Raw genomic sequence first — 21,523 nt, 5'->3', positions numbered from 1 at the left:
ATTATTTTTGATTTACGATCTTGATCATGTATACCGCAGCAAGAGTTTTTTCTGATGTTTGAGCTTATTATCGTAAAAAAGTAGGACTAAGATCATTGTAAAACAATAAAATAGCCTAAGCAAAATTATATAAATGCAATTGGATTTTCTCATTTATAAAGACATAAAAAGTACTTTATCTAATTTAAACTGGATTTTATGTCATGTTTAGATCATTTTCTTGCCAAGATGAATGGTTAAATACCGATTCATTCTGATCAATGTTTTCATTATCCATAATATATAAATGGCTGGCATTGTTGAACTTTAGTTTTTGAGGATATCTAAATAGAAATAGGGTTCTAATTGACGAATTTCTGTGGGTTTAAGACCTGCATCTAACAGGTATTTTTCTCTATTTTCGAGAACATCACGGACATCCTTAATACAATCTCTGGCTTGATCTAGGTTGAGTCCAAAGGCATTGCTACGACTGATAAGGTTGTCATAGCTTCCAAACCGTCCATCATTGCCTAAAACCAGAGCATGTTCATTTGGAAATGAGCTTGGCATACCATGAGGTAAAACATCAAAAAGCGGGCTTAAAGCATAATGTTGTTTTTTCATGTCATACATCAAAAAACCATGATTTTTTAAATGATCGTCAGTATTGCTAATCATGACATTCAGCACCATCCGCTTATAGAGTTCTTTTTGATTACTGATAGCATCAAAACAAATCTGACTACAGACTTTGGCAATACTCATATAGGACATTTTAGGATCTCCTATACGAATTTTCTGAATATTGAGCAAACTATTGGCACTTATATAGTGCTTTTTACGTTCAGGGCAGTTTCGATCAAAGCGTTCAACTAAGAGAATAGGGCGACCGGCACATTCTGTTAGTTCGGCATTACATGTATTGAGCCCCATATCTCGTGCCATATTCAGCGAAGCATATTCGACTTTACAGGTATCAAACAAATCATCACTTTTATTAAATTTGGCAATCCATTCTTTATTTTTATACATCACAAGGGTTTTGGGTCTGGCTCCGCCCATTGAAGCCCCGTTATATAACAGCTTGTTTAATTCAAGTTGCTCAAGTTTCATCTCAAACGGATCTCGTTTTTTTTCGATGAGTTCAGTAATTTGTATGAAAGTTTCTAATTCTGCATATTGAATGATATTTGAATTGTTTTTTATATGCGATTTAGACAAGCTTCCAACAATACAGCCGACTGAATTTCCTTGTGAAGCGAGTAACCATTCCAATTGATTTAATGGTGTTCTACGGTGTAAGGCATTGGTTAAGCGTTTACCCCAATTGTCTGGTGTTGCATCTGCAAGTACACCAAAACCATCTTTAGAAATAGTTTCATATGGTTTGTTATAAGACTGAAAGCTTAGATTAAGTGGATCTAAAGGGAAGGCATCTGCACGTTGTAAGTATGATTGACCATAAAGAAAGCGATAAATCGGTTTTTCATAAGAATAGTGTGCAGCAATTGTTGGCTGGGAGCCTGTATCTATGAAAACATAACATCCTTTAACTTCATCCATGTTCATTTACCTATCAGAAATCATCACTAATCACAGACTGTTTTTTTAATCTTGCACGTACTGAACTATTACGATTTTCGAGTGCCAAGCCAACTTCATCCAACTCAGGATTCGCGAGTGAGCCTAGGGTATGTTCAAGGCCAAAGATCACTAAAACTGAAATCACATTTTTTAGGCTGGTACTTGGATCACCTTTTTCCATACGTGAGATCGTTCGGTTATCTACATGAATGCGATTGGCCAAATCATGAATGGTCATATTACGTCGAAGTCGGGCTTTTTTGATATTCGTCCCAATTTGAGTCAACATGTCTTCCACACCATCAAGCATAAAATTATGCGCCGAAGTTCTCATCGCAACATTATCCAAAACATGACATAAAATGTATATTATCATGGTTAACATGGATTTTATGTCTTATTTTTATAATTTGAGTTCAATGTATGAAATGTCGAATGGAATAGATAAGTGGCTTAATTTCACCTACTAGAATGAAGAAAATCATTAAGAATAGGGATGATCGTACGTAAGCGGCTTAACCGCATGCTAAATCCAATCGTTTATAAAATAGCCTAAGCAAAAATTTTAGAAATTTCTTCTCTTAAATAAATGTGCCTAGAATTTTCATTTAGCACACCGTGCCAATAAATTCCCATATTTAATACAGGTAGATCAATAGGATGCTCAAAAATATTAATACTTTGATCTACCTGTAAATGTGCCAGTATTTGCTTTGGAATGGTTAACATCGCATCAGGATATTGTGCTAAAACTTGCAGGGCAGTTGAATAATGCTGACAACGCATAAAAATCTGACGACGAAATTGCGCTTGATTTAAATATATGTCCTCTAAAAGCAAACCAGTACGGCGTGAAGAAACACCGATATGAGGTGATGCAAAATACAGTTCAGAATTGATATTTATATGCTGAGAACAAATCACAAAATGATCTTGAACCAAATTTTGATAATTAATTTTATCACCATAATTTTGTTCTAGATCAATGACAAAATCGACTTGTTGAGCAGCTAAATCAGCAATTACATTCTTGCGGTCAAGCTTGGTACTTAGAAACTGAATGGTTAAATTCAATTTTTGGAAATGGTGAATCAATTTGGGAAAAATAATCGGTTCAATTTCATCATGTATTGCAATGCGTAAGGTTTGTACTGAACTGGGATCAAACTGTTGTTTTTGTTTGGAGATATTTTGAAAAGCAAATAAAGCATTTTGTACAGATGGATAAATCTGTTCAGCAAAAGGTGTCGGCAGCATTTTACTCCCAGCGCGAACAAATAAATCATCTTGCAAATGCTGCCTAAGTCTTTGTAAAGCATGACTCGCAGCAGACTGAGTAATGCATAAAATCCTTGCCGCTTTTGAAATATTTCTTTGCTCATAAATGGTGATAAAAAGTGGGTATAAATTAATATCAATATGATTGAAAATCGACATATCAAGATTGGTTTTATTATGAATCATATTCATAGTAAGGTATTGAATTAAATCATTTGGTTCATAATAGGTTTTCAGCTAAGGTAAAGTAAAGAGTCACTATTCAAATATTTATCCATATATTTACAGGAAGATAAGCATGTTTGAACTTTCAGCACGTGCGCAAGAATTTGTAGAACGTACCAAAGCCTTTATTAAAAATGAAATTGAACCTGTAGAAGCTGATTTTTGGAATGAAGTCCATCATCTGAATCAAGGCGGTGATTGGACAAAATGGCAATGGCCAGCACAACTTGAAGTCCTGAAAAATAAAGCAAAAGCTGCTGGACTTTGGAACATGTTTCTACCAGACCTAGTATTGGGTGCAGGTTTATCTGTACAGGAATATGCCCATATTGCAGAACTCTCAGGCCGTAGTTTAATCGCACCCACAGTATTTAATTGTAATGCTCCAGATAGTGGCAATATGGAAGTGCTATGGCGTTATGGTTCAGATCAACAAAAACAACAATGGCTTAAGCCGTTATTAGAAGGAAAAATCCGTTCAGTATTCTGTATGACTGAGCCAGCAGTTGCTTCATCGGACGCAACCAATATGCAGGCGACTGCAGTGGTAGATGGTGATGAAATTGTATTGAATGGTCGTAAATGGTGGTCTTCAGGTTTGGGAGATCCAAATGCGAAAATTATTATCTTTATGGCGCATACACCTGATGAAAGCAAAGATCGTCATCATCAACATTCCATGGTTTTAGTGCCTGTGGATACTCAAGGTGTGACCATTGAACGTATGTTACCCGTGTTTGGTGATTATGATGCGCCACATGGGCACGGCGAAATTAGTTTTAATCAAGTTCGTGTACCTGTAAGTAATTTTATTGGTGGTGCTGGACAAGGGTTTGAAATTGCACAAGGGCGTCTAGGTCCGGGTCGTATTCATCATTGTATGCGATGCATTGGTGCTGCTGAAAAAGCATTAGAATTAATGATTGATCGAGGAATGAGTCGAACTGCTTTTGGTAAAGAAGTGCTTAAATTAGGTGGGAATTTAGAACGTGTGGCAGATGCTCGTGTTGCGATTGATCAGGCACGACTGTTAACCCTGTATGCGGCGTATAAAATGGATACTCAAGGGACTATGGCTGCGCTTACCGAGATTTCAGCCATTAAAGTCGTTGCACCTTCAGTCCTTGAAAAAGTAGTTGATATGGCCATTCAAATTCATGGTGGCATGGGCGTATCACGAGATACACCTTTAACAGGATTCTTTGCTCAAGCCCGCAGTTTACGTTTAGCGGATGGCCCAGATGAAGTGCATAAAGGGATGATTGCAAAATTAGAATTAAAAAAACGAGGTTATGGCTCGCGAAAAAAATAACAATTTGCTGATAAAAAATAACTGCTTTATGTTAGAGGTGTTATATATAAAGTAGTGAGCAAGTGAAGTTTTTAGTTAAAAGTATCATTCTTTATAGATGTATGGTTTAAAACATAAGATTCAGGGAAATAATATGTCAGTCATTGATATTGGTGGAAGTATACGTGAAGGAGAGGAGCTGGACATTCGTGCTGTCGGAAATTGGCTCATTGAAAATGGATCTGAAATTTCAGGCAATGTAGAAGTGACTCAATATTCTGGCGGAGCTTCAAACTGGACCTATCGTTTAAAATATGACAATGCTGATTTAATTTTACGTCGTCCACCCAAAGGGACAAAGGCGAAATCTGCACATGATATGGCGCGTGAATATCATGTACAAAAATGGCTTGCACCATACTACCCAGTTCTTCCTGAAATGGTTGCGCTGTGTCAGGATGAATCTGTAATCGGTTGTGACTTCTATGTGATGAAACGCATTGAAGGTATTATTCCGCGTGCCAAACTGCCCCCTGAACTGAATTTTACTCAACAGCAAGTGCATGAATTGTGTATTAATGTCTTAGACAAGCTGATTGAATTACATCAAGTTCCATATCAAGGCACCGAACTCGAAAAACTTGGAAAAGGTGATGGGTATTGTCGTCGTCAGGTTGAAGGTTGGGATGCACGTTATGAAAAGGCGCACACCATCAATGTGCCGAGTTTTAAATTTGTACGTAAATGGCTTAATGAAAATATTCCTGCTGACTCAAACACGTGTTTGATTCACAATGATTGGCGTTTTGATAATGTTATTCTTGACCCTAAAAACCCAACCCAAGTGATTGGTGTATTGGATTGGGAAATGGCAACCATTGGTGATCCTCTCATGGATTTAGGTTCTGCTTTGGCCTATTGGGTGGAAGATACAGACAACCAAATTTTTAAATCAACCCGTCGCCAGCCTACACATTTAAAAGGGATGTTTACCCGTAAAGAAGTGGTTGAATATTATTTAGAAAAAACTGGATTAAAACCAGATAATTGGGCATTCTACGAAGTATTTGGTATTTTCCGTTTAGCTGTAATCGCACAGCAAATTTATTATCGTTACTATCATAAACAAACAGATAATCCTGCTTTTAAAGATTTTTGGATTGTGATTCATGCCTTACATATTCGTGCCTTAAAGCTCATCGGTATACAAAAAATTGAAGCCAATGAAGTTGCACAGAAATATCTTGAAAAATTTAAGGAAATTTTAGGAAAATGACCACAATCTACCTCGTACGTCATGGACAAGCGTCATTTGGTGCAGAGAGTTATGACAAGCTTTCACCCAATGGCGAGTTACAAGCCAAACTATTGGGTCAATATCTCGATAAAATTTTGAAAGAAGAGCCTTATGTGGTTGCAGGTTCAATGTTACGCCATCAGCAAACAGCAAGTTTTGCTTTGGCTGAAAGTTTTTCTGATGCTCAAATTGTGACTGACCATCATTGGAATGAATTTAACCATCAACAAGTTTTTGCTCAATATGATCCGCGTTTTAATCAACCGCATCTACTTAAACAGGATGTTGCCAAAGAAAAAAGTCCACGTGCTTACTTGGCAAAAATTTTTGAAGGGGCAATTGACCGTTGGACTGGTGGTGAATATCACCATGAGTATGACGAATCTTGGCCAGATTTTAAAAACCGTGTAGAAACGGCTTTACAGAATTTATGTGATGAGCTGGTAAAAACCAAACCTCGCTATGCAATCGTATTTACTTCTGGCGGTGTTATTTCAGTTGTTGCAGGAAAACTTTTGGAGTTAAGCGCCAATAAAACCTTTGCATTGAATTGGGCAATTGCCAATACCAGTTTAACCACATTACGACTGGTGGGAAATGAACCACAACTATTGAGTTTGAATGAACATCATTTTATTAAGGCTGAAGATCCGCAACTATTGACGTGGATTTAAAGTCGCACTTTTAGAAATATAAAAACAGTTTAAGGAATTTGTCATGGCAAAAACCATTTTAATCACAGGCGCAAGTTCTGGAATTGGTGCAGGAATGGCACGAGAATTTGCGCAAAAAGGTTATAACTTAGCCGTCTGTGCGCGTCGTTTAGAGCGTTTAGAAAGCTTAAAACAAGAGTTGGAGTCTAAATATGGTATCAAAGTGATTGCCAAAACTTTAGATGTGACCAACTATGAGCAAGTATTTCAAGTCTTTCGAGCATTTAAGCAAGACTTTGGTAAGCTCGATCGTATTATCGTCAATGCAGGTGTTGGTGATGGTCGTCGAATTGGCAATGGTAAATTTGAGATTAACCGTGCAACTGTAGAAACCAATTTTATTTCTGCATTGGCACAGTGTGAAGCTGCTGTTGAAATATTCCGTGAGCAAAAGTTTGGTCATCTGGTTGTGATTTCTTCTATGAGTGCACTTCGTGGTATGCCTAAACACTTGACCGCATATGGCGCAAGTAAAGCTGGTGTAGCTGCTTTAGCGGAAGGGATACGTGCTGAGTTAATTGACACGAAAATTAAAGTTTCTACGATTTTCCCTGGTTATATTCGTACTGAAATTAATGAAGGGGCAAAAAAACTACCGTTTGAGGTCGATGTTGAAACAGGTTCTCATTTATTGGTTAAAGCAATTGAAAAACAACCTGTTAAAGCTTATGTACCCCAATGGCCTTGGTTACCGATAGGCCTAGCCATGAAAATATTGCCATTAAAAATTGTGAATAAACTTGGTTGAGCTTTATTCAGTTTTAAAAGACCCTGCAAGGGTCTTTTTTATTGCATTGCATAGATAAAGCTTTAAAATCTAACTGGATAAAAAATAATGAGAATTTTAATATGTTTATCGTATTGGGTTTTTTCCTGACCAGCTTTTTAGTTTTTCTTGCGCGTATCTTGTATCTCTTCTTTTTTGAAAAGCACTGTGAAATTCAACAATGCCTGATGCAAATGGATGATATTCAAAAGTTAATGTATCTTGGTATCATTTTAATCGGGACCTATAATGCCTATTTGATGAGCAAAAGTAGAAAGTATGCGGTTTTAGTTTTTGAGTTTATTGGTACATTTATATTTGCTTTTGCCTTAAATTTTGTTGATTTAGCCCAATAGCAACTTGGCCATACAATTAAGTAAAATCGACATTGAACTTTATGATTTTAATATTGCGACAAGCTATATCCGACTCTGACTGATTTTGAGATAGCTTTGTTCAATTGGTACCCAAATATGCTTTTAAAAATTTCTACTATTGTTCTTGTTCCAGCGTTAATTCTTCAAGGTTATCGCGTCAAGAAAAATACACTTCGATTACCTGAACCTCAAGGATTGCGAAAAGGTGTTATAGGACAAGGAAAAGCGCTATCTATTTTAATTTTGGGTGACTCTGCTGCAGCAGGTGTAGGAGTTGAAGATCAACGTGAAGCCTTATTGGGATGTGTACTCGATGAATTAGCCTCTAATTTTGAAGTCACTTATCAATTAGAAGCGAAAACAGGAGATAGCACTTTAGAAATTTTGCAAAGAACCAAGCAATTAGACAATCAACAGTTTGATGTTGTGATTACATCGGTGGGAGTAAACGATGTCACAAAACTCATTTCACCACAAAAATGGATTCAGCAACAAAAGAAACTTTATACAGAAATTGAAGCTAAGTTTTTACCAAAGATGATTTTAGTCACGGGTGTTCCCCCAATGAATCTGTTTCCAGCATTACCAAATCCACTGGGATGGCTGTTTGGACAGTATTCGAGTGCAATGAATCACAAGTTAGCCCAATTCATCGAAAATAAAATCAATTATCAATTGATTCGTTTTGATTTAGCCCATTTTAAAACTTTAAATTTACAAATGGCACGTGATGGTTTTCATCCGAGTCAGGAAATTTATCAAATTTGGGCAAAACAAATTTCACAGTGTATTTTTAGCAAATTTAGCTAATACAACGTTCAAATCTCTATCTTTGACTATAATAAAAGCCTAAAAGCACGATTCAAAAAAGTATCAACGCCATTCATAAAATATTGCTTTATTGATTTCGCTAGAAAAAAATTAATTAACTAAAATCACTATTTTGTATCTTTACACTGAATATTTTCTTTTTCTTTGTAATAGTTTAAAGCAATATCTAAGTCTGAAAGTAATTTAGTTTCAGTATAGTTCTCTGGATTTAATTTAAGTAAATTTGGCATGTAATTCGATTTGTATTCTTTAGGATAATCTTGACATACGATTCTGGTCTTATCATCCAATGTCGTATTTGGATCATCAAGTTGATCAAGATATTTACTAATCATTTCATCTGATTGTTCAAATTGTGCAGTGAGGGTTGGTCGATCTGTTTGCGCAGTTGCATGCTGCTCAGGCTCTTTATTGCAAGCAGACAGGGCAATGATCAAGAATAATGCTGTAAAAAGTTTAATGTTCATAACGAATTGATTTTTAATGTTAAGAAAAAGTTTTCGGTTGTATAAAGTCAGTTAATATTTAGATAAATCTTAAAGAACCTTAACTATCAAATATATTACCGAGATATGCAATGATTTTTATTACCATATCTTGAAATTGTTACAAATTCAAGATATTTAATGATTTTATTTGAACTTTCCGATTAAAAACAGCACATCGCCAAGTTTTGTATTTTTTATACGGGGGCAAATTGACGCAACGACTTTTATTAGAACTAAGAATATTGATTAAAGCTTTGTTCTATATGAAATTTCTAGTAATTTTTTAAAGCCAGTAATCACAGCAGCAATAAAGAGTTGACCCGTCATAAAGAGATTTGATGCAAAATAGTTTTGTCGGAATGTTGTTGAAATTTATTTAAAAATAATAGCTTAGTGGTCAAGTTGAAAAAATCAGCTAACGTGTTGTGTTAAATAAATTTTTTGTAAGGTTTATTTCTGATCTCAACCTGAGTATCTTATCCTCAAAATATTAAGAGGGTATTTCATGAAAAAAATATTCATTATTGCTTTAACAACCTTAGCATCAAGTTTCTCCTTTGCAGAGAACTTACAGTGTGAAAAAAGCTATGAGATTTTTAATAAGCAAGCTGACAAGGAAGTCGAAATACTAAAAAATGGTTCACTTGATGATGTTCTAAAATTTTATGATCAGATTGAATATGACCGTAAACTTAAACCTAAGCATCAAGGACAAACCTTTTCTTCAGCTGACTGGATCAGTGATGCTGAGTACAGAAAAGACATTAAATTACAGCAAGATTTAGCTAAAGATGGTTCTTATAAAAGTATAGATTCTTCCTTTTTAAAACCAAAGTTAAATTATATCTCTAGTGTAGGTGAAATTTGTGTTGTTCCTATGCGATTACAAGATGAATTTTTCAAAAAGAGAGGTGGATCAGGAAATTTGAACAACACTTATAAGTGATATTTTGCTCCCCAAATGATGTTATAAACATCAATATATGGAGTATTTTATGGCACGTAGACCAAGAAGAAATCATTCAAATGATTTTAAAGCTAAGGTAGCACTTGCTGCGATTAAAGCAGAAAAAACACTTGCTGAATTGAGTGCTGAATTTGATGTTCATCAAAACCAAATTATCGACTGGAAAAATCAACTGATTTCAGCTTCCTCGCAAGCTTTCGATCAATCAAAAGCTCCAACAGAACCACCCATCGATCTAAAAAAACTACATGCAAAAATCGGTGAGCAGGCATTAGAAATTGATTTTTTAGAAGGTGTGTTGAAGAAACTGGGCCGCTTCAACCACAAAAGTTAATCGATGACTCACTTCAGATTTCAGTATCTAAGCAAGCTCAGCTGCTGAAAGTCTCCCGTGGTTGTTATTACTATCGCCCAAAACCTGTGAGTGCATCAGATCTGAAGCTGATGCGGTGTATGGATGAGTTACATATGCAATACCCTTTTGCAGGTAGCCGTATGATGCGTGATTTGTTGAATCGTCAAGGACATCATATAGGACGACGTCATACACGTACTTTAATGAAGAAAATGGGCATTAATGCGTTATATTGCAAACCAAATTTAAGCCAGGCTAATCAAGCTCACCGCAAATATCCATATCTGCTCAAAGGATTGGCTATTCAGCGCAGTAATCAAGTGTGGTCTACGGATATAACGTATATCCCTATGGCAAAAGGCTTTGTTTATTTATGTGCTGTGATTGATTGGCATAGCCGCAAGGTACTTGCGCATAGAGTATCGATTAGTATGGAGGTTACATTTTGCATAGAAACATTAAATGAAGCTATTGAAAAATATGGTCGACCTGAAATATTTAATACAGACCAAGGCAGTCAGTTTACCAGTGATGCATTTATTGATGTATTGAAATCAAATGGCATTCAAATCAGTATGGATGGTAAAGGTCGATGGGTTGATAATGTGATGGTTGAACGATTATGGCGGAGCGTTAAATATGAAGAGGTGTATCTCAAAGCCTACAGCAATGTTTTGGATGCGAAGAAGCAATTAAACGCATATTTTGAATTTTATAATTTGAAACGACCTCATTCGAGTCTGGACAAAATGACTCCAGATGAGTTTTACTATGACCAGCTACCACAACAAAATAAGGTAGCTTAACTAGAGCAGAGTATCACTTATAAATAAGCTTTTAGTTGTTCAAACATGTGGGACCACCTCTAAGCCTATGCTGACTGAGGCGGACGTTATTTTTGTACGCGACATTCAAACTAATGAATGGCGAAGATTTATCTATTTTGGAATTGAAGATAAAAAAGACTTTAATGAGTTTTTCCCTGATTTTCCTAAAAATGTAAAGCTTGCTCAAATGTTAATAGATAACAAAAATTTTGCTGAGAGCACTTCAGAATTTGGTTTGTTAATGCTTGAAGAGATGGGTGTTGAGATCACAGCAGAGATGAAGGAAATGATGAAAAATCAAACAGAGCCTTTTAGAGTTAAGTTAAGCGCGAATGGCTACTGAGTTTTATTGTGTAAGTTGTATTTAAAATACTTAAATGAATTGCACCCTTAACAAGTTGGATCCTTTTAGCTTCATTCAAAGGGTGCTTTGATTTAATATCTATATCAAGATAGATAATTTAACTCATCTTAAATATTAAAATCTTCAAGTGATGGATTATTTTAATGTTGACTCTTATACTATATACCCAATTCTAGGTATATTTATCTATTATTATTCTAGATATATTAATTTTTTATTTTCGAAAAATGGAAGGTTAAAATGTCAAATGAATCACAAATTACCATTACGTTTCCTGAAGGGTCTGTATTAACAGCAACTGCAACAGATACTCCATCGACATCTACTGGCTTTAGTGTTAAGGCTCAAGGTACAGGATCTTTTACAGGTTTAAGCTATACAGTTTCTGCACATACAAAAGGCACATTAGAGGCAAAAATAAAAGTTATGGCTATTACATCTGAAGATGTAAAAAAATTAAATGATTTGGTTCTAAGTATGGTAAATGCATCAACTCAAAAAGAATTTAAAGAGTATGAAAAAACACATGCAAGTGCCAATCTCAGTATTTGGTCATTTTGGAGTGCTGGTGCATCAGCCTCTTATGATAAAACAACTGAAAATATGCAGAAAAGTGGATTAAATGAAGAACAGATTACAACCATTATTAATAAAATGTTTGAAATAGCTAAGAGTCAATCGAGTGTAAAATTAAAGTTTGAGATTGATAATAGTCAAAATGATTATTCCGTTAGTGGTGATCTACAGCTATATACTATTGGGGGAACTATACAGACCGAAAAAGGGACAGCAGAATTTAGATTTCTTGCGGATAAAGGAACAGCAGGAAAAGGCTCAGATACAGCACCAGCCGAAGGTGAAATAATTCCATTGTCATAATTTTTTAATAACACTAATAGACTTCTTGCTTAAATTTGATTTTAGTAGTCCTTAAGCTTAATAAAAACTTATAGATAATTACTATTTTAATTTTTAACTAATGCAAGAAGTTTAATATTAATAATATGAGGAATGTAGAATGTTAAAATCATATATTAAAAAAGCTATAGTACTTATCACAATATTTTCGAGCTCTGCAGTATTCTCAGCATATTTGGATTTTTCATCAAATTGGAATGCTGTAAGTACAATTCCTATGTCAAAAAGAACAGCCTCTAGTGTGGTTAATTCTTGCCCTACTGTGCAAAATTATGCAATGAAAAAGGGAGATCGTTCCGGAGCAATGGTTGTGGCAGGCCCGCACACATCTAATACTGACGAGCATTTACATTTAACGGTTCGTCTATATAACAATGGTATTCATGAAAGAACTTGCCATGTTTATGTTGATCAAAAAGGAAATTTTACAAGTTGCAAATGTTTTTATACTTAATCGTTATTTCAGTAATAGAGCTGATCCAGCAGGCTTGTTTATCAATTGCACTCAGATAATGAACATTTTAAAAGATCTATCAGTTTCCCTAAAATAGAAAAGTAATTTACAGGCCCAAGTAATTATTTTTAAAAGATAATACAAATTTACAAACGCTCATTTTCTGTATTGATTTTGAGCGTTTGAGGTTTGTATTTCCTGTTTATACCAACCTACACAATATCAGTAGAGATGTCTTAAATGGTATGGAACTTTTTCAGATATATAATTGTGAGAATTAATGCCAGCATTGTACAAACCATAATAATCATTGATAGATTCATAAGTGGATTAAAATTAAAGCTATGACTGATTGGCACTACAATTAAGCAAATTAAGAATTGAATAGCACCTTGAAGTGCGCTTGCAGTACCTGCACGTTGACCTTGTTGAGATAATGCCAATGCATTACTGTTTGCACTTACCAATCCAAGACCTGCGACAAGACCAAACAATCCGAGCATGGTTGAGGATAGATTGACCAAATCATATCGAGGCGAGATAAATAGCCAAATCGCACTCATCACTTGAATCAGAATACCAAGTAATAAGATTCTTATAAGGCTAAATCGACCAATCAGACGAAGATTGATTTGCGAGAAAATAATCAAACCAGCGGCATTTATACTGAAATAATAACCAAAATTTTCAGGTTTTATCTGAAATTGATCAATGAAAATCGCTGGTGCAGCGGCAATATAAGAAAAGAATGCTGCATAAGACAAACTACCTATAAGTGTAGGGGTTAAAAAACTTTTGTCCCGACAAACATGGAAATAATTGATAAAAATATCGCCGACATGAAGAGATTTTCTTTTATGGTGATTCAGTGTTTCTTCAAAATAAAAATGCACAAGAACAAGATTGATGACACCGAAACAGGCAAGGAAAATGAAAATACTTTGCCATCCCCAATTGACTAAAAGCCATCCACCCAATATCGGTGCAAGAATTGGTGCCAGCCCCATCATGAGCATCATGCTGGATAAAGCTCTTGCAGACTGTTTAGGTGTTAATCGATCACGAATCGCTGCACGGACCATCGCCATTCCAACGCAACCACCTAAAGCTTGTAATACTCTTGTCATTAACAATTGATCTATTTGTGTGGTAAAAATACACAAAACAGATGCGATCACAAATAAAGTTAATCCAAAATATAGCGGTGGTTTACGCCCAAATCGATCACTAATCGGGCCATAAACAAGTTGACCAATGACTAAACCTAAAAAATATGCGGGCAATGATGATGACACAACACTAGTTGTCACTCCAAATTCTACTGCAATTTCAGGAAATGCAGGTAAATACATATCTATTGACATAGGGCCGAGCAAGGTTAAAAAGCTTAAAATACTGATCCATGCTAGGGTATAAGGTTTTGTTTCAGAGGGGGTATCATTGGATTTCTGTATATGGGGTGATCGAGGCATAATCTTACCTAAATGATGATCTTCCGCAGAATGGATGAAAAAAAACAGCGTCACTCAGATTTATGCATTGTGCTCATTGCTTAAAATAAGAAGCATTTCATCCATTTTGGGAATGTCTAGATAGAATGTATTGGCTAATTTAAATTCAGCTGACACGTATTTATTTCTGATATTCGTTAACCGAAATGACAAGCAAAGGTTTGCACCACGATTTTATTGTTTTTCACAATCAGCGTATCCGTAGCCATTTTTGCATTAGGCGCTGACCAGCGAATATAGGCGACTTCACCATAGACTGTTTTTTCTTCTATGCTAATTTCACGTGTACCTTCAGGGAAAAAATCCCGATATACGTTTATAAATGTTTCTCGAATCTGATCGGTACCACGTATTACCGTATCGGTTCCATTGATAATGATGGCATCAGATGCATAGTCTTGCACTGTTAAGTCCACATCACCTAAGCGGAAAGCATTTAAATGCCTTTCTAAAACAGCTAAAGTTTCTGTTATTTCACGATTTTCAGTATTTTGTATATTCGTAGTATTCATAAATAGATCTCCAACATTGCTATAGATAGGGGCCGTATCTAACGACTGATCAATACATTATTGTTGTATTGAAGCGTCCCTTGTAGCTACAGAACAGTTGAAACAGTTATTCCGATTTGTTGAAAATCCACCAATAAAACTAATTTTTAATTGAAAGTGTGATGTTTTTTCCCATATTCAAAGCGGATAGTTGTTGGTTCAATTTTAGCTGTTCAAATTTAAGCGCGATAAAATCAATAAAACATCTAGTTTTTGCGGGCATGTGCTTTTTGCTAGAAAAATAAAGATTGGTATTTCCTAAATCTGCATACCATTCAGGTAGGATTCTAATTAAAGTTCCATCTTCTATATATTTTCTTGCATGAGCAGTGGAGATCGCAGCAACACCTAATCCTAAAGCGGCGCCTTGATGTAATGCACTTGGATCATCTGCGATAAGTTTTTCATTTAAATTTAAGTAAAACTCTTGTTCATTTGGACCTGTAAATTGATATTCATGTAACTTACCGGTTTGAGGAGATTTCATGACAATCCCATCCCAATCGGAAATTTGCGCTGGATGATTGGGTCGTGTTTTATGTTTTAAATAATCAGGTGAGGCAACAATAATCATGTGCAGTGGGGATAGTGGTCTGATAATAATGCCTTGACCTAATTTAATCCCACTTCCAATTGCCACATCAAAATTATCTGTTATTAAGTTGACCTGTCTATTAGATAAGTGCCACTCAAGTTTGATATCTGGATAGTTGCTGATAAATTCAGGCATAAATGGCAGGATATATTCCACCCCAAATCCAGCACTTAAACTGACTTTTAGAATGCCTTTTGGCTTGCTCGAATCAACATTAAATTCTGAAATAGTTGTCTGAATACTATTTAAACTGTCTCGAATACTGATAAAAAAGTGTTCACCATCTTCCGTCAATTTAAGATTTCTGGTACTTCGATGAAAAAGCCGAACACCTAAATTTTGCTCTAACTGCGCTACATTTCGAGACACTGCGGCAGGTGTTAGGCTTAAATGTCGTGCTGCGGCTGAAAAACTTCCATATTCTGCACTTTTTATAAATGATTCGAGATTAGACAGCGTTTCCATATTCTATTTTCAATTTTTACTTGAAAAAGATTATAGCAAAAGCACTCTACTTCACAATGAGTACTGATTTTATAGTCGAGAGACTTTAATGAAAGAGTAATGTGAAATGTTAAACAAATTATCGTTGGTTGGAAAAGTTGCGTTAGTTACCGGTGGGTCGCGAAGTATTGGTGCTGAAATTGTCAAGACGTTAGCCGCCCATGGCGCTATAGTTGCTTTTACGTATCATTCTTCGCAAATCAAAGCTGAAGAATTGATTAAAGAAATCGAGTTTCATGGTGGGCAAGTCATAGCGATAAAGGCAGATTCAGGAAATCCTGAAATGCTAATCAAAGCGATAGAAGATGTTGCTAAAAAATTCCATAAAATCGATATATTAATCAACAATGCTGGAATAAGTCATTTAGGCAGTCTAGAGTCAGTATCAATCAGTGCTTTCGAGCGATTGGTGGCTGTTAATATTATGGGGGTATTTTTGGCCACACGTGAAAGTTTAAAACACATGGGTAAAGGCGGAAGAATAATAAATATAGGCAGTACGATGGTCAATTATTCTGGTTTTAGTGGAGCATCAATTTATATTCTTACAAAAGGTGCAATCACAGGATTTTCACGAGGATTAGTTAGGGAGCTTGGCGTTAAAGGTATTACAATTAATACCATTCACCCTGGTCCAACCAATACTGATATGAACCCTATAGATGGACCAATAGCAAGCCTATTACTGCCTAATATCCCAGTAGGTCGATATGGCGAGGGCATTGATATTGCGAATTCTGTTTTATTTTTAGCGAGTGAACAGGCGAGCTATATTAGCGGTGCTGAATTAAGTGTCGATGGCGGTTTTATTGCTTAATTCCTTTGGATCAAAATCAAATTTATATGTTCAGCCCCCAGAAAATGAATTGAAATTTTCTATTCCAAATCTATGGAAAAAACCCTCTATTTATAGAGGGTTAAAACAATTCAAAAATCATACTGTTTCAATAGATTGCTGCTTAGCTTGTTTTCACATCAAAATTCGAACTCAAATACAAAATGTTTTTCGGCTCAACTAAAGAGACATTTTTCTTTTCATCTATTACAGCACAAAGGGCAGAACCACATAAAATACGGTACTGTTTAAGATTATTTTCATTGCCAGTAATTTTTATTAAAGGTAATTCTTTAATATTGGAAAGTACTTCTGAACCATTTTTTTTACCTTTTTCTTGTGTGTCAAGAATAGATGTGAACAACATGAATGAACAACCTATGATTAAAGATACATAGATAGTAAAAGTTGTATAATTTTTCTCCAATTTATCAGTCTGGCTTGAATTATGTGGTTTAACTTGATGTTTTAATCGAAATTTGATTTTACGTCTTAAGAAATCAACAATCTTTTGATCTAACTCGAGTGAGACATAGATGTATTTCAAAACATAAAGAGTTATGCCAATTAGGAAAATAGTTATTAAAGGGTTTAATGCTTTAAGAAATCCCCAATAGATTTTGTCTTGAACGCTAAAGTTTAAGACTATAGGATCAACATAGAAAGGGCGTAAAAAACCGCCTAAATAAGCTTGGCCAGATACAAATAGAAAAATGGCAATCAGTGAAATAATGATTGCTGTATCCAATGAGAAATTAAACTTCATTTTCTTTCCTTATTATTGATTTTTAGGGCAATGCCTGCCATTTATATCCGATAAGCAACCACATGCTTTAGCATCGCTATCACAGTCTGAGATTCAGTTTGCTCAAATTTCTTTATTTACTCATAACATGTTTGTGCTTGAATGTAAGTTCCAAAGTCTACACATATTTTTCAAAAAATGGATAGACGTGTGCCACAAAACTAAAAATTTCTGAATTTATTGTGAAAGTTAAAAATTAAGTAAAAGATAAAAATGACAAACCACGCTTAGCAAGTAAAAATGTTAAGATAACAGCATAATTCTTAAATTATTTCTTATTTATAAATGACTGATATCGAAATAGAAACCCACCCACTCAAACCATTTCTTCCTACAAATGCCAAGCTATTGATGCTTGGTAGCTTTCCACCGCCTCAAAGCAGATGGAAGATGGATTTTTATTATCCGAATTATCAAAATGATATGTGGCGAATTTTTGGGCTTATTTTCTTTGATAATAAAGATCACTTTTTAGATTTACCTAATAAAAATTTTAAGGAACAACATATTCGCGAATTCTTAATCGAAAAAGGTATCGCAATTTTTGATACGGCGTATCAAGTTATTCGCTTAAAAGGGAATGCCTCAGATAAATTCCTACAGATTAAAACCCCCACAGACCTATCACAGCTTTTAGCGCAAATTCCTGAATGTAACAGCATCATGACCACTGGAGATAAGGCAACAGATACCCTGATGTTATCTATGCCTGAAGAAACTGAAAAGCCACAGATAGGGCAATCCTCACAAGCTATATTTGCTGAACGAGAGATATGTTTATATCGGATGCCTTCTTCATCAAGAGCGTATCCATTAGCACTGGATAAGAAGGCAGAGGCATATAAGAACTTATTTAAAGAAATAGGCTTACTTTAAGTAAGCTTAAAACTCATAATTTGGCATCATGGTTGGGTATTGAACCCATTTAAAACCAGTCACGTTAAAATCTCGAACATGGGTAAAACTAGACCAAATCAATTGGCTCCCTTTAGTCCATGAGAGCGGTTTGATACGCTGTTCAATCATTGCTAATTCTTCAGCAGTGGCGATACGTAGTTCACCAATTTCGATATTTAAACGAACACCGGGGAAATCTGAAAATTTACCTAAAATCATCGATTTCAACCAGAAAAAACGCTTACTATTCACTGCTTGTAAACATGCTTTGCTATTGTTAGGAATGTTTTCTTTAAATGATTCACTATAAGTATCAAAGAAAAATCCAGTTTGATTATTTTTTAAGAATACGGTTCCTATAGGCGTTATATTAGGTTGCCCCAATTGATCGACAGTTGCAATCGAACAATGCATAGAGGCACGTTGAGCAGTTGAAATGGTTTTTATTATTTGTTGCCAATTTTGAGAATCAATCATGTTTTTTCTCCTTAAAGCGTCAACATGTTGAATAAAATTAGCAAAATAAACCATATCTGTAATTGACAGTTTTTGTTTTAGCTTAGGCATTTATCCCATTGTACTTGATTAAATCGATATACACATATAGTCAATAAATGCTTAAGCTTTTGCATTTTCTATGCAAATCGTTTTGCCAGAGCAACACAGATCACGACTGCAAAGCAAACAACAATCATTGCAAAACTTACATGCTCACCCAATAGAACTGCTGAAAGCATTAAACCAATAAACGGTTGTACCAATTGAATTTGTCCAACTTTGGCAATTCCGCCCAACGCTAGACCTTTGTACCAAAAAATAAAACCGATCAACATACTAAACAGTGATACATAGATTAAACCAATTGTTTCAGGCCAATGAATATTTGCAAAGCTTGATGGTAGGTAATATAGACTTGAGATGAGCATCAAGGGTAATGCAACCACCAAAGCCCAACAAATCACTTGCCATCCACCCAGTTCTCTTGAAAGCTTTCCACCTTCAGCATAACCCAGTCCACAGACAACAATTGATGCAAGCATATAGAGATCACCCACACTAAAACTTAAATTACGGTTTTCATAAAACATAAATCCAACCACAATGGCGCTGCCAATTAAGGCAAATAACCAAAATTGTGTAGCAGGTTTTTCACCCCCGCGTAAAACTGCAAAAATTGCAGTCGATAAAGGCAAGAGACCAACAAAGACAATAGCATGTGCTGAGGATACTGTTTGTAAAGCTAAGGCCGTAAATAATGGAAAACCAATCACCACACCTAAAGCCACAATAACCAATGATTTAAATTGGGCAAAAGAAGGCTTTGATTGTTGTAAAATAAACAGGCAGATTAAAGCAATACTTCCTGCAATGGCTGCCCGAGCTGTGGTTAAAAATTCTGGACTAAACCCCATGACGGCAATACGGGTTGCAGGCAAAGAGCCAGCAAAAATCGCGACACCAATAAAACCATTTAGCCAGCCAATATTTGTTTTATCCATCATCAATTACTCAGTCAATTTATGATGATTTAAGCGCTATTTACTGGAAATATATATGTACACTACAGTACAATTTTAAATAACTGTTATGCTATTTTTACCAGTACAATTCTAATCAATCTAACGAGTTTCCTCAGATTTCTTATCTTTAAAATATGTGGCTTTTAAATGGCAAAAACTAAAATTGAACAAACAGTGCTGATGATTAAAAATCAAATTTCGAATAAAAGTTTGATTGCAGGTTCACGCTTACCTTCAGTCCGTCAGTTTGCTACACAAACAAATTGTTCTGTTTCAACGATCGTTGAAGCCTATGCCAGATTAGTTGCGGAAGGTGTTTTAGAATCTCGTCTTGGTTCTGGTTACTATGTATTAGGTAAAGCCGAACCGATGCAAATGATTGATACTGAAATACAGTATCAACGTGAAATAGATCCCTTATGGATTTCAAGGCAGTCATTAGAGGCGAAGACGGATGTGCTAAAACCGGGTTGTGGCTGGTTACCGACCGCTTGGATGCCTGAGCAATCGATCCGTAAAGCGTTAAAACAAGCTGCCAAATCTGAAATCATCATGCTTACTGATTATGCAACACCGCATGGACATTTGGAGTTACGTAAATTTATTGCCAGAAAAAAAGAACTGTATGATTTAAAATTTAAATTGAATCAGATGCTTATTACTGACTCAGCAACCCAGTCCATTGATTTAATTTTTAGACATTTGCTTAGCCCTGGTGATGTGATTTTGATTGATGATCCTTGCTATTTTAATTTCCGCGCCTTGATTAAGGCACATCATTTAAAAGCCGTTCCAATTCCATTTACAGAAACTGGACCAGATGTAGAGAAATTTGAACAAGCACTGAATTTAAAGCCAAAAATCTATTTAACCAATTCAGGGATTCATAACCCAACAGGAGCCACGATTTCGCTACAAACGGTTTATCAAATTTCCAAGCTGGTTGAGAAAACTGATTTATTGATTATTGAAGATGAAATTTTTGCTGATTTTGAATATACACCAGCACCACGTTATGCTTCATTAGCAGGTTTTAAGCATGTCATTCAGATTGGCAGTTTTACCAAAACTCTATCAGCTGCAATTCGTTGCGGTTATATCATTGCAGAATCAGAACTGATTGATCAATTGATCGATTTAAGAATTGCAACCAACTTTAGCAATAGTCATTTAAATGCAGAAATTATTTATCAGGCTTTAATGGACAGCAGTTATCCTAAACATTTAGATTGGTTAAAGAAACATTTGCTTAAAGTCAGCAATGAAATGATGCAAAAGTTGGGGCAACTCGGTATAAAACCGTGGATTGTGCCAACAGCAGGGATTTTTTTATGGTGCAAATTGCCAGATGGTATACAGGCAGCGGAATTATCAAAATTATGTCTTAAACAGGGCGTAATTCTTGCGCCGGGTAATTCTTTTAGCCAAGCTGAAAATGCAGGGCAATTTATGCGCTTTAATGTTGCACAATGCGTGGATAAAAAAGTCTTTGATATTTTGGCGATGTCAATTCAGCAGTTAAAAATAAATAACTTACAAAGTTAGCGAAAATCCTTTTCCTTATTGCTTTAAAATATGGGTAAATAGT

Annotated in this window: 24 protein-coding genes; 14 read left to right on the top strand and 10 right to left on the bottom strand. The window is 35.4% G+C overall.

Annotated elements, in window-relative coordinates; all coding sequences use genetic code 11:
- Positions 1-306: 306 nt before the first annotated feature.
- The 3 genes from L3V46_RS10640 to L3V46_RS10630 form a co-directional block, all read right to left on the bottom strand.
- The gene (locus L3V46_RS10640) at positions 307-1,545 is read right to left on the bottom strand and encodes a HipA domain-containing protein (protein ID WP_004821454.1); all 1,239 of its coding nucleotides are present in this window, start codon (positions 1,543-1,545) and stop codon (positions 307-309) included.
- Positions 1,546-1,558: 13 nt separating this feature from the next.
- Positions 1,559-1,900, bottom strand: coding sequence for a helix-turn-helix transcriptional regulator (locus tag L3V46_RS10635; RefSeq protein WP_051065603.1), 342 nt, complete (start codon positions 1,898-1,900; stop codon positions 1,559-1,561).
- Between the two features lie 218 nt (positions 1,901-2,118).
- Entirely contained in the window at positions 2,119-3,036 is a 918-nt protein-coding gene (locus L3V46_RS10630; RefSeq protein ID WP_034610471.1) for a LysR family transcriptional regulator, read from the bottom strand.
- Positions 3,037-3,142: 106 nt separating this feature from the next.
- Here L3V46_RS10630 and L3V46_RS10625 point away from each other — a divergent pair, with 106 nt between their 5' ends.
- The 6 genes from L3V46_RS10625 (at position 3,143) to L3V46_RS10600 (ending at position 8,323) form a co-directional block, all read left to right on the top strand.
- Complete coding sequence (locus L3V46_RS10625) at positions 3,143-4,381, top strand: acyl-CoA dehydrogenase family protein (RefSeq protein ID WP_239045666.1); 1,239 nt, start codon at positions 3,143-3,145, stop codon at positions 4,379-4,381.
- Between the two features lie 133 nt (positions 4,382-4,514).
- Positions 4,515-5,636 carry a phosphotransferase family protein gene (locus tag L3V46_RS10620; protein WP_239045665.1) on the top strand — a complete coding sequence of 374 codons (1,122 nt, stop codon included), beginning with the start codon at positions 4,515-4,517 and terminating at the stop codon, positions 5,634-5,636.
- Positions 5,633-6,331 carry a histidine phosphatase family protein gene (locus L3V46_RS10615; protein WP_151802968.1) on the top strand — a complete coding sequence of 233 codons (699 nt, stop codon included), beginning with the start codon at positions 5,633-5,635 and terminating at the stop codon, positions 6,329-6,331. Before L3V46_RS10620 ends, L3V46_RS10615 begins: the two co-directional genes overlap by 4 nt.
- A gap of 43 nt (positions 6,332-6,374) precedes the next feature.
- Positions 6,375-7,118, top strand: coding sequence for an SDR family oxidoreductase (locus tag L3V46_RS10610; RefSeq protein WP_004720558.1), 744 nt, complete (start codon positions 6,375-6,377; stop codon positions 7,116-7,118).
- Between the two features lie 101 nt (positions 7,119-7,219).
- Positions 7,220-7,492, top strand: a complete 273-nt coding sequence (locus L3V46_RS10605) for a hypothetical protein (protein WP_239045664.1) — start codon at positions 7,220-7,222, stop codon at positions 7,490-7,492.
- 117 nt (positions 7,493-7,609) lie between these two features.
- Positions 7,610-8,323, top strand: coding sequence for an SGNH/GDSL hydrolase family protein (locus L3V46_RS10600; protein WP_239045663.1), 714 nt, complete (start codon positions 7,610-7,612; stop codon positions 8,321-8,323).
- 128 nt (positions 8,324-8,451) lie between these two features.
- Here L3V46_RS10600 and L3V46_RS10595 read toward each other — a convergent pair whose 3' ends face one another.
- A complete protein-coding gene (locus L3V46_RS10595; protein WP_004821472.1) occupies positions 8,452-8,811 on the bottom strand; it encodes a hypothetical protein in 360 nt (119 codons plus the stop codon).
- A gap of 526 nt (positions 8,812-9,337) precedes the next feature.
- On the opposite strand from L3V46_RS10595, the gene L3V46_RS10590 reads away from it, so the two are divergent.
- The 5 genes from L3V46_RS10590 to L3V46_RS10570 all read left to right on the top strand — a co-directional run bounded on the left by L3V46_RS10590 (position 9,338) and on the right by L3V46_RS10570 (position 12,717).
- Positions 9,338-9,778 (top strand): hypothetical protein, encoded by a 441-nt coding sequence (locus L3V46_RS10590; protein WP_239045662.1) that lies wholly within the window; start codon positions 9,338-9,340, stop codon positions 9,776-9,778.
- A gap of 49 nt (positions 9,779-9,827) precedes the next feature.
- Positions 9,828-10,960, top strand: a protein-coding gene (locus tag L3V46_RS10585) for an IS3 family transposase (RefSeq protein WP_223235881.1) whose coding sequence is annotated in 2 segments (ribosomal slippage) — positions 9,828-10,080 and positions 10,080-10,960 — 1,134 coding nt in all. Because the reading frame shifts where the segments join, the coding sequence is not laid out codon by codon here.
- A 67-nt stretch (positions 10,961-11,027) separates the two neighbouring features.
- A complete protein-coding gene (locus L3V46_RS10580; protein ID WP_239045661.1) occupies positions 11,028-11,324 on the top strand; it encodes a hypothetical protein in 297 nt (98 codons plus the stop codon).
- Between the two features lie 261 nt (positions 11,325-11,585).
- Positions 11,586-12,224 carry a hypothetical protein gene (locus L3V46_RS10575; RefSeq protein ID WP_239045660.1) on the top strand — a complete coding sequence of 213 codons (639 nt, stop codon included), beginning with the start codon at positions 11,586-11,588 and terminating at the stop codon, positions 12,222-12,224.
- 139 nt (positions 12,225-12,363) lie between these two features.
- Positions 12,364-12,717, top strand: coding sequence for a hypothetical protein (locus L3V46_RS10570; protein ID WP_224965464.1), 354 nt, complete (start codon positions 12,364-12,366; stop codon positions 12,715-12,717).
- 236 nt (positions 12,718-12,953) lie between these two features.
- Here L3V46_RS10570 and L3V46_RS10565 read toward each other — a convergent pair whose 3' ends face one another.
- The 3 genes from L3V46_RS10565 to L3V46_RS10555 form a co-directional block, all read right to left on the bottom strand.
- Positions 12,954-14,189 (bottom strand): Bcr/CflA family multidrug efflux MFS transporter, encoded by a 1,236-nt coding sequence (locus tag L3V46_RS10565; protein ID WP_239045659.1) that lies wholly within the window; start codon positions 14,187-14,189, stop codon positions 12,954-12,956.
- 176 nt (positions 14,190-14,365) lie between these two features.
- Positions 14,366-14,740: a nuclear transport factor 2 family protein gene (locus tag L3V46_RS10560; protein WP_239045658.1), complete on the bottom strand. Its 375-nt coding sequence runs from the start codon at positions 14,738-14,740 to the stop codon at positions 14,366-14,368.
- Between the two features lie 139 nt (positions 14,741-14,879).
- The gene (locus tag L3V46_RS10555; RefSeq protein ID WP_239045657.1) at positions 14,880-15,839 is read right to left on the bottom strand and encodes a LysR family transcriptional regulator; all 960 of its coding nucleotides are present in this window, start codon (positions 15,837-15,839) and stop codon (positions 14,880-14,882) included.
- A gap of 106 nt (positions 15,840-15,945) precedes the next feature.
- Here L3V46_RS10555 and L3V46_RS10550 point away from each other — a divergent pair, with 106 nt between their 5' ends.
- A complete protein-coding gene (locus L3V46_RS10550) occupies positions 15,946-16,695 on the top strand; it encodes a 3-oxoacyl-ACP reductase family protein (protein ID WP_239045656.1) in 750 nt (249 codons plus the stop codon).
- A gap of 142 nt (positions 16,696-16,837) precedes the next feature.
- Here the strand turns inward: L3V46_RS10550 and L3V46_RS10545 are convergent, their stop codons facing one another.
- Positions 16,838-17,479 (bottom strand): hypothetical protein, encoded by a 642-nt coding sequence (locus L3V46_RS10545; protein ID WP_239045655.1) that lies wholly within the window; start codon positions 17,477-17,479, stop codon positions 16,838-16,840.
- Positions 17,480-17,803: 324 nt separating this feature from the next.
- Here L3V46_RS10545 and L3V46_RS10540 point away from each other — a divergent pair, with 324 nt between their 5' ends.
- Positions 17,804-18,394 (top strand): uracil-DNA glycosylase family protein, encoded by a 591-nt coding sequence (locus tag L3V46_RS10540; protein ID WP_056511095.1) that lies wholly within the window; start codon positions 17,804-17,806, stop codon positions 18,392-18,394.
- A gap of 6 nt (positions 18,395-18,400) precedes the next feature.
- Here the strand turns inward: L3V46_RS10540 and L3V46_RS10535 are convergent, their stop codons facing one another.
- Positions 18,401-18,892, bottom strand: coding sequence for a pyridoxamine 5'-phosphate oxidase (locus tag L3V46_RS10535; RefSeq protein WP_034610562.1), 492 nt, complete (start codon positions 18,890-18,892; stop codon positions 18,401-18,403).
- A gap of 158 nt (positions 18,893-19,050) precedes the next feature.
- Positions 19,051-19,914 (bottom strand): DMT family transporter, encoded by an 864-nt coding sequence (locus tag L3V46_RS10530; protein ID WP_034610565.1) that lies wholly within the window; start codon positions 19,912-19,914, stop codon positions 19,051-19,053.
- Positions 19,915-20,082: 168 nt separating this feature from the next.
- On the opposite strand from L3V46_RS10530, the gene L3V46_RS10525 reads away from it, so the two are divergent.
- Entirely contained in the window at positions 20,083-21,480 is a 1,398-nt protein-coding gene (locus tag L3V46_RS10525) for a PLP-dependent aminotransferase family protein (RefSeq protein WP_239045654.1), read from the top strand.
- The last annotated feature ends 43 nt before the right edge of the window (positions 21,481-21,523 follow it).

It is taken from the genome of Acinetobacter sp. AG3, from assembly GCF_022343575.1.
GTDB lineage: Bacteria > Pseudomonadota > Gammaproteobacteria > Pseudomonadales > Moraxellaceae > Acinetobacter > Acinetobacter guillouiae.
The sequence above is the reverse complement of the archived record's forward strand: the minus strand, read 5'-3'. Positions and strand labels throughout refer to the sequence as shown.

Excerpts from the sequence above, each read along its gene's own strand:
- L3V46_RS10580 (WP_239045661.1), top strand. The coding sequence starts at position 11,028 with ATGCTGACTGAGGCGGACGTTATTTTTGTACGCGACATTCAAACTAAT.
- L3V46_RS10550 (WP_239045656.1), top strand. The coding sequence starts at position 15,946 with ATGTTAAACAAATTATCGTTGGTTGGAAAAGTTGCGTTAGTTACCGGT.
- L3V46_RS10570 (WP_224965464.1), top strand. The coding sequence starts at position 12,364 with ATGTTAAAATCATATATTAAAAAAGCTATAGTACTTATCACAATATTT.
- L3V46_RS10620 (WP_239045665.1), top strand. The coding sequence starts at position 4,515 with ATGTCAGTCATTGATATTGGTGGAAGTATACGTGAAGGAGAGGAGCTG.
- L3V46_RS10640 (WP_004821454.1), bottom strand. The coding sequence starts at position 1,545 with ATGGATGAAGTTAAAGGATGTTATGTTTTCATAGATACAGGCTCCCAG.
- L3V46_RS10530 (WP_034610565.1), bottom strand. The coding sequence starts at position 19,914 with ATGGATAAAACAAATATTGGCTGGCTAAATGGTTTTATTGGTGTCGCG.
- L3V46_RS10545 (WP_239045655.1), bottom strand. The coding sequence starts at position 17,479 with ATGAAGTTTAATTTCTCATTGGATACAGCAATCATTATTTCACTGATT.
- L3V46_RS10535 (WP_034610562.1), bottom strand. The coding sequence starts at position 18,892 with ATGATTGATTCTCAAAATTGGCAACAAATAATAAAAACCATTTCAACT.
- L3V46_RS10565 (WP_239045659.1), bottom strand. The coding sequence starts at position 14,189 with ATGCCTCGATCACCCCATATACAGAAATCCAATGATACCCCCTCTGAA.
- L3V46_RS10575 (WP_239045660.1), top strand. The coding sequence starts at position 11,586 with ATGTCAAATGAATCACAAATTACCATTACGTTTCCTGAAGGGTCTGTA.
- L3V46_RS10600 (WP_239045663.1), top strand. The coding sequence starts at position 7,610 with ATGCTTTTAAAAATTTCTACTATTGTTCTTGTTCCAGCGTTAATTCTT.
- L3V46_RS10560 (WP_239045658.1), bottom strand. The coding sequence starts at position 14,740 with ATGAATACTACGAATATACAAAATACTGAAAATCGTGAAATAACAGAA.
- L3V46_RS10635 (WP_051065603.1), bottom strand. The coding sequence starts at position 1,900 with ATGAGAACTTCGGCGCATAATTTTATGCTTGATGGTGTGGAAGACATG.
- L3V46_RS10630 (WP_034610471.1), bottom strand. The coding sequence starts at position 3,036 with ATGAATATGATTCATAATAAAACCAATCTTGATATGTCGATTTTCAAT.
- L3V46_RS10615 (WP_151802968.1), top strand. The coding sequence starts at position 5,633 with ATGACCACAATCTACCTCGTACGTCATGGACAAGCGTCATTTGGTGCA.
- L3V46_RS10595 (WP_004821472.1), bottom strand. The coding sequence starts at position 8,811 with ATGAACATTAAACTTTTTACAGCATTATTCTTGATCATTGCCCTGTCT.
- L3V46_RS10590 (WP_239045662.1), top strand. The coding sequence starts at position 9,338 with ATGAAAAAAATATTCATTATTGCTTTAACAACCTTAGCATCAAGTTTC.
- L3V46_RS10555 (WP_239045657.1), bottom strand. The coding sequence starts at position 15,839 with ATGGAAACGCTGTCTAATCTCGAATCATTTATAAAAAGTGCAGAATAT.
- L3V46_RS10525 (WP_239045654.1), top strand. The coding sequence starts at position 20,083 with ATGGCAAAAACTAAAATTGAACAAACAGTGCTGATGATTAAAAATCAA.
- L3V46_RS10610 (WP_004720558.1), top strand. The coding sequence starts at position 6,375 with ATGGCAAAAACCATTTTAATCACAGGCGCAAGTTCTGGAATTGGTGCA.
- L3V46_RS10625 (WP_239045666.1), top strand. The coding sequence starts at position 3,143 with ATGTTTGAACTTTCAGCACGTGCGCAAGAATTTGTAGAACGTACCAAA.
- L3V46_RS10605 (WP_239045664.1), top strand. The coding sequence starts at position 7,220 with ATGTTTATCGTATTGGGTTTTTTCCTGACCAGCTTTTTAGTTTTTCTT.
- L3V46_RS10540 (WP_056511095.1), top strand. The coding sequence starts at position 17,804 with ATGACTGATATCGAAATAGAAACCCACCCACTCAAACCATTTCTTCCT.